Below are 6624 nucleotides of genomic sequence, written 5' to 3'. Positions count from 1 at the left end.
AACTGAATATCGCTTTAATCATCGTCGTGATAATCTTTACCTTGGACTACTCAAATTGTTGAGACTAAACCCGCTTTAACTTCCTAAGACCCTTTATTTTTATTATTGAATTTCAATTATTGTTTCAGTTTCACAATTGGGCAGAGCACAATACTTTTAAGTAATTAGATACTAAGTCTTTCTCAGCATCTCCGCACCTCTGCGGAAAAAACCGATGTGATAGCGAATCAAACTATTTATCTTCATCAAACTTAAGTGAAAGAGAGTTAATGCAATAGCGTAGCCCAGTCGGCTGCGGCCCACCTTCAAACACATGCCCCAGATGTGCACCACATTTATTGCACAACACTTCCGTCCTGGACATAAACAAACTCTTATCAGTTTCAGTTGCCACATTTTCTTCAGTAACCGGCGCCCAAAAACTTGGCCATCCAGTACCTGAGTCATACTTTGTTTCTGAACTGAACAAATCTTCTCCACAACAGGCACATTTGTAGATGCCTTTTTCCTTGTTGTTCCAATAGGCGCCGGTAAAAGCCATCTCAGTCCCTTTTTCACGGCAAACATGAAATTGCTCTGGCGTGAGCTCAGCTTGCCATTCTTCTTTACTCTTGGATATCTTATCGCTCATGATTGCTATTCCTTTGGTTCAAGATACTTTAATTTTGGCGAAAAAATACGCTAAATATATTGTTAACTTCATTATCACATCCTTAAAAATCAACTTAACCGCAGAGGCGCGGAGGCGCTGAGGAAAATCATGAGGTTACAAAATCCACTCTGTCTCTCGTTTGGCAAAGAAGTCGACGTTATAAGCAATCGCTTCAGAGTTGGGCAATATTATTCCCTACCTATGCACCCTCGTCTTTCTCTGCGCCTCTGCGTCTCAGCGGTTAATGGACTGTTTTTTAGAATCACAAAAATACAGTCAACACACCTGTGTAACCATATAACCTGTCATGGGAAATTTCTCCGTTTGCAAAGAAGCCAACCAACGGAATATCACCCAATGCACGGCTGATCATTTTCAGTTCTTCTGAATCCGGCCCGAACATGCTCTCGCCTCTACCCAGACATGAGTAATACACGGCACCTTTAGGCGTTGCTGCACTTCCGGATTTAATGTCATTCAGCATGCGCTCCATATCTTCTACTGCGCTGGCGCCATCTCGGCGACAGAACTGCAATGGTGCGCCTGGTTGCAGGTAATCGCCAATTGCCAATAGTTTTTGTTCTACATCGATTCCAATCAGATTTCGTACCAGATAATCGCCAGTATCAGAACCAGCAATGGGTAAGCCTACAAAAATATAACCCGCTACACGGTTTAAATCACGAGACAAAACCTCACCAATTTCTTCTTTCAGCACATCAAAAGCAGGCCTGCCATCAATACTGATAATGATATTTTGATCGCACTCCGTGATCTGGTGCATGCTACCAATTGGCGAAACACCTTGAGTCAATCGAGTGGTGAGCGCCACTTCCGATGAAAATACCACTCCGGAAATGCCGCCTTGTGTGATTTCATCTGCCACTTGCACATTTTTATGCCGTGAGCTGGTAAGTCCGCCCACGACAAACCCACTCTCCATCTTCGCTGCAAACTGCTCAATTAATGCTGCAATATGTTGATTTTGCGGGTCGCCATGCACGATGCCGAAATAAGCAGGATGTTTGCCCACCATCAACTCACCAGGTATTTCCGCGGTATTTTTGATTGTGGGTAAAACCTGGAATGAATCCACAGGGAACTCACCCAGCATGATCGCAATAGCGGGTTGATCGAGATATTCATGCTCTGTGCAGCATATCCCTATGCCAGTCGTCCCTACCCAATGCTCCAGGCCGGTTTCTTGCTTGATAAAGCCGAGTATATCCGGCATGCGGTTTGCCAGCGCATCTGTTACATAAATAAAACCCAGATTCGCTGTTGCCGGTATTTCGCCTATTTGCGACAAACACGCTTGTGCTGCCTCATTCCACTGTGGAGTGGCAGAATATCCATATTTAAAAGCAACTGTCATCTCTCACCTCTAAAATCCCCGGCCACCATTCATCCAGAATGCTGATCTGGTCGCCATACTCTGTATTGAATCGCCAGCAAACTTGCCAGCTGAATGTCGTCTGTTTAACGTCCACCTTCTGTAAATCGAATGATCTGACGCCGGGCTTTTTTAGTGGGTCGCCCCCCTTCATGGGAAACATGCGTTCTTTCGGCTGACAAACGCGCTACGAGTGCTTCTCTGGCAGCTTGACTACCAGCAGTTTCTTCATAGAGCAACATCGCTTCTGAAGCAGGGCCTCGCTTGCCGGATAAACCAGAAACGCGCACAATAAACTCATAGGGGCCGATGTGAATACTCAATTCATCATCAACCTTAACAGCTTTAGCCGCCTTCACACGCTCACCATTCACTTTCACTTTACCACCCGCAACAGCATCCGCCGCTATTGAACGCGTTTTAAAAAAACGGGCAGCCCAGAGCCACTTGTCTATTCGTATGTTTGCCTTGGTTTCCATGTGAGGTACGTTATTTCCTGGCTGGCAAAAGTGCTTTGCTAATTCTTGCGAATGAGTTCGTATGTACTATTATAACTATATCAATCTCGATGCATGTTTGAAGATTAAAAACCCTCTTCTCAGGAGTATTTCTTCATGGCGTTTTCAGTACATGTTATTGCTGATTATTTTATCCGGAAAGTCGAAAGAGACGCTGGAGATAATATCACTCAGCTAAAACTTCAGAAGTTACTTTACTATGCTCAGGCATGGTATTTAGCGATGTATGACCAACCTCTGTTCAGCAACAAAATGGAAGCCTGGCAACACGGTCCTGTATGCCGGGAAATTTACGAACGATTTCGTCATTTGTCCTGGAACCCCATACCGGATTCAGCTACCGTAAGTAATGAGCAAGCTCTGGATGGCGACACGCTCACTTTTTTAGAAGAAATATGGGAAGTTTATGGACAATTTTCCGCCAGTAAACTGGAACAAATGACCCATGATGAAGACCCTTGGATAAATGCTCGCAAAGGGATATTTCCCGGTTACCCCAGCCGCACGTTAATTGATGAAAACGCCATGCGCAAATATTATCAAGCACGCATGCTAGCCCGAAAACGAATCAGAGCAAATTAAGCTTTAAATTTGTGGCTGAAGAGATAAGTATCGTAAGCCACTGCTTTTAAATACCCATAAATCAGTGCACCGTTGGTGGTACGGCAGTAATTACATTTGTCACAAACAATTGCTCGGCATCAACCGCATCAAATGCATAATGTCGATTACAAAATTCACAATCCACTTCAATCGTTTCCAGTTCATCCAGAATTGAATGCACTTCTTCCTGGCCTAGCATGCGCAACATATTGGCTACCCGCTCCTGAGAACAGGAACAACGAAAACTCACTGGTGTTCTTTCAAAGGCACGAATGTCTTCTTCGTGAAACAAGCGAAACATGATCTCGGTTGCAGGCAAATTAAGCAATTCTTCACGGGAAATTGTACTCCCCAGATGCACCGCTCGGTTCCAGGCATCATCTTCTTCATTTTCTTCCTGGGGTAATTTCTGCAGCAGCATTCCTGCCGCTTGCCCTGCATCTGCTTCCAGCCATAAGCGCGTTTCAAGTTGCTCTGAACGCTGCATATAACTTTCCAACACCTCAGAAACAGTTGCTCCCTCCAGGCTCACTATTCCCTGGTAGCTCTGTTTACCTTCTTCTTCAGGATCAATTGTGATTGCAAAACGCCCCTCCCCAAGCAGATCTGAAATCGAACCATCAGCAATTTCACCATCCCATTTGGCGGTCGCCCGCATGGTCATTTCACTGGTACATTCAACAACCAAGAGCTTAACGGGCCCACTGCCATGCATTTGCATGATCAACGTACCGGAAAATTTCAATGTGGCCGCCAATAACGCCGCTGCTGCCATCATTTCACCTAGCAGGGTTTGGAGTGGTAAAGGGTATGCATGTTTTTCCAGCACAGCTCGCCAAGTTGCATCGAGATTCACTATTTCACCACGTACGGGTGAGTTTTCGAAAACAAAGCGGTGCAAACTATCTTGCTCTTTCACTGATCATTCCTGCTTATCTGAGTTGGTATGCCTTAAGGTATCATAAGCCAGCAAAGTATTGCCACCGGTTAAACCCGGATGTAATTATAGACTACGCTAATAACTTACCCTGATATTTATTGAATTCGCAGATAGCCAGCATGACTGAACGTTTTGTGAAGGTGTTGCCGGAGTGATACAGACTTATGGAGTTAGATTTTTAGTATCATTCGGAAAATTAAAAGAAAAACACAATAAACCATGAAACGCACGCGCATTAATATAGCGGCTTCGGAATTGAAAATAAAAATCTAAAAACCACATACTTATGTGTTTTTTAATCATTTTGGTCAGAACGGACAACCTGCGGCAAAGCCATTTCAGATAAATCAGGCAGTCACCAGTACAAATAAAACCATTCCTAACATCATGAATCCAAATGCATTAAACATAATAACCCCTCCCCATTATTGCGATTTATCTAAGATAATAGCTTAAGCTCAAACAAATATCCAACCCTGTAATTATCATCATAGTTGGAACTAAAAAAAATTCTAGTTAATTGTTTTTCATTTGCTTAGAAACTTTTACCAAAGTCCTTATTTCTACGAGGTATTCAGCTAAAAAACTATTGAAAATTAAAATTAAATTAATGTATTTCGAATTTAGACAATAAACCATCTATATTTTTCTATTATTAACACCTTAACCCGCCACCAAAATTATTTCAAGTGCGAGACTTAGAATGACTTTCCCATACCTGAGCAAGACGGATTCAAAGTCTGCAATTTGATCAGTGCTAATTATCAGTACTTTGGCGGCGTATTGAATCAAGATTCAGAAAACCGCTTTAAATTTACTATAGTTATTATTCTCTATGTCAATTACCTATCGAACCTACTCGTTAACTTCATGTGCCATTTAAAATTAGCCAATTAAAACGCTGAAAACATGCCCCAACACCAGGATGAAAATAATAATAAAGTCTTGCATATCATGTTTGGTGGCGATGTCATGCTCGGGCGAAACGTCAAAGAATATATCCAGCGCTGCTCACCTTATTACCCTTTAGGAAAAATTGCTGAATGCATGCGGCAAGCCGATTTGACGATTGTTAATCTGGAATGCGCCATTACAGATTCAGATAAAATCTGGCAAGGGAATCCCAAGGCATTTTATTTTGGCGCACCTAAACAGGCCATCCATTCTCTGATTGACGCAGGCATTGACATAGTCAACCTGGCAAACAATCACAGCCTCGATTTCAGATCTAAAGGCCTGCTGGAAACACTGCACACCCTGCATGAACATGACATCCATTTCACAGGTGCCGGAATTGATCTTGAAGAGGCGCTTGCGCCCGCCATCATTACCATCAAAAGTGTCCGGTTTGGCATGGCAGGATATTGTGACCACCAAAGCGATTTTGCTGCCGGTCCTCACACACCAGGAATGGCTTATATTAATATCGAGGAAGAGGAACAGGCGCTGCGTATATTGAGGGCCGCTCTGAAAAAACTGCTTGATGCACAAGTAGACTGGCCTATCCTATCGCTACACTGGGGGCCTAATATGGTTAGCCGCCCTTCAGAAAAATTTAAAAGATTGGCTCATAATCTTATAGACATGGGCTGGAAAGTCATATTTGGACATAGTGCTCATGTTTTCCAAGGTATTGAGATTTACAAAGGCTGCCCGATCATTTTTGCAGCTGGAAATCTGGTTGACGACTATTTTGTCGACCCGGCCTTTAAAAATGATCACCAAATGCTTTTTGAACTGGAACTATCAAACTCAACACTTCATAGCATCCGCCTGCTCCCGGTTTTTATTGAAGCGTGTCACACTCGGCTTGCAACGGGGAAACAATTTGAATTGATCGTCAATTCCATGACAACGCTTTGCAGCGAAATGGGAACGCAGGTAGAACGCAAAGGAGGCAAGGTGTGGATTGACGCGAGAAGACATTCATCAGAAGCACTTTTATAACACCCAGAATTCAGGAAGCCAGCTATTTTCCAGCTTAACACTTTCCATATTTAGCCAGAAAACGATCCAGTTGGTTTGCAAACACCTGGCGATCGGATTGCGAAAGCGCTGAAGGTCCGCCTGTATTCACACCGCTCCCGCGCAATTCATCCATGAAATTACGCACGGAAAGAAACTCTCTGATTGTGTCTTTGGTATAAAACTCACCACGGGGATTCAGTACATGCCCACCTTTTTCGATAACATCGGCCGCCAAGGGAATGTCAGCCGTAATCACCAGATCGCCAAAATTAACTTGTTCGACTATTTTGTGGTCAGCCACATCAAAGCCTGCAGGAACTTGTATGGCTTTGATATACAGGGATGGCGGCGTTTGCAATAATTGATTGGCAACCAGTGTGGTGGTAATTTTCGTTCTTTCAGCCGCTCTGAACAATATATCTTTGATGACCTTGGGACACGCATCGGCATCAACCCAGATTTGCATGAACGACTCCTGATAACTGGTCAGTTTATGCACTAAACACAGTGGAAAATGTAGAACTTTATCCCTTTAGAAAAAAGGCGTTAT

Annotated in this window: 7 protein-coding genes and 1 pseudogene; 3 read left to right on the top strand and 5 right to left on the bottom strand. The window is 43.4% G+C overall.

Annotated features, from left to right (window positions below; translation table 11 throughout):
* Positions 1-79, top strand: a pseudogene (locus EDC63_RS17165) (IS1595 family transposase); the annotation flags it as partial.
* Between the two features lie 153 nt (positions 80-232).
* Here EDC63_RS17165 and msrB read toward each other — a convergent pair.
* The 3 genes from msrB to EDC63_RS17150 form a co-directional block, all read right to left on the bottom strand.
* The gene (msrB, locus tag EDC63_RS17160) at positions 233-631 is read right to left on the bottom strand and encodes a peptide-methionine (R)-S-oxide reductase MsrB (protein ID WP_124948038.1); all 399 of its coding nucleotides are present in this window, start codon (positions 629-631) and stop codon (positions 233-235) included.
* Between the two features lie 283 nt (positions 632-914).
* On the bottom strand, positions 915-2027 hold the full coding sequence (locus tag EDC63_RS17155) for an FIST signal transduction protein (protein ID WP_124948039.1): 1113 nt from the start codon (positions 2025-2027) through the stop codon (positions 915-917).
* A 104-nt stretch (positions 2028-2131) separates the two neighbouring features.
* On the bottom strand, positions 2132-2524 hold the full coding sequence (locus EDC63_RS17150; protein WP_124948040.1) for an RNA-binding S4 domain-containing protein: 393 nt from the start codon (positions 2522-2524) through the stop codon (positions 2132-2134).
* 135 nt (positions 2525-2659) lie between these two features.
* Here EDC63_RS17150 and EDC63_RS17145 point away from each other — a divergent pair, with 135 nt between their 5' ends.
* Positions 2660-3145, top strand: coding sequence for a Panacea domain-containing protein (locus EDC63_RS17145; RefSeq protein WP_124948041.1), 486 nt, complete (start codon positions 2660-2662; stop codon positions 3143-3145).
* A 61-nt stretch (positions 3146-3206) separates the two neighbouring features.
* Here the strand turns inward: EDC63_RS17145 and hslO are convergent, their stop codons facing one another.
* Positions 3207-4085 carry an Hsp33 family molecular chaperone HslO gene (gene hslO / locus EDC63_RS17140; RefSeq protein ID WP_124948042.1) on the bottom strand — a complete coding sequence of 293 codons (879 nt, stop codon included), beginning with the start codon at positions 4083-4085 and terminating at the stop codon, positions 3207-3209.
* A gap of 930 nt (positions 4086-5015) precedes the next feature.
* On the opposite strand from hslO, the gene EDC63_RS17135 reads away from it, so the two are divergent.
* Entirely contained in the window at positions 5016-6053 is a 1038-nt protein-coding gene (locus EDC63_RS17135) for a CapA family protein (protein WP_124948043.1), read from the top strand.
* Between the two features lie 34 nt (positions 6054-6087).
* Here EDC63_RS17135 and EDC63_RS17130 read toward each other — a convergent pair whose 3' ends face one another.
* Positions 6088-6540 carry a YaiI/YqxD family protein gene (locus tag EDC63_RS17130; protein ID WP_124948044.1) on the bottom strand — a complete coding sequence of 151 codons (453 nt, stop codon included), beginning with the start codon at positions 6538-6540 and terminating at the stop codon, positions 6088-6090.
* Positions 6541-6624: the final 84 nt, after the last annotated feature.

Source organism: Sulfurirhabdus autotrophica, assembly GCF_004346685.1.
GTDB classification, from domain to species: Bacteria; Pseudomonadota; Gammaproteobacteria; order Burkholderiales; family SMCO01; genus Sulfurirhabdus; species Sulfurirhabdus autotrophica.
The sequence above is the reverse complement of the archived record's forward strand: the minus strand, read 5'-3'. Positions and strand labels throughout refer to the sequence as shown.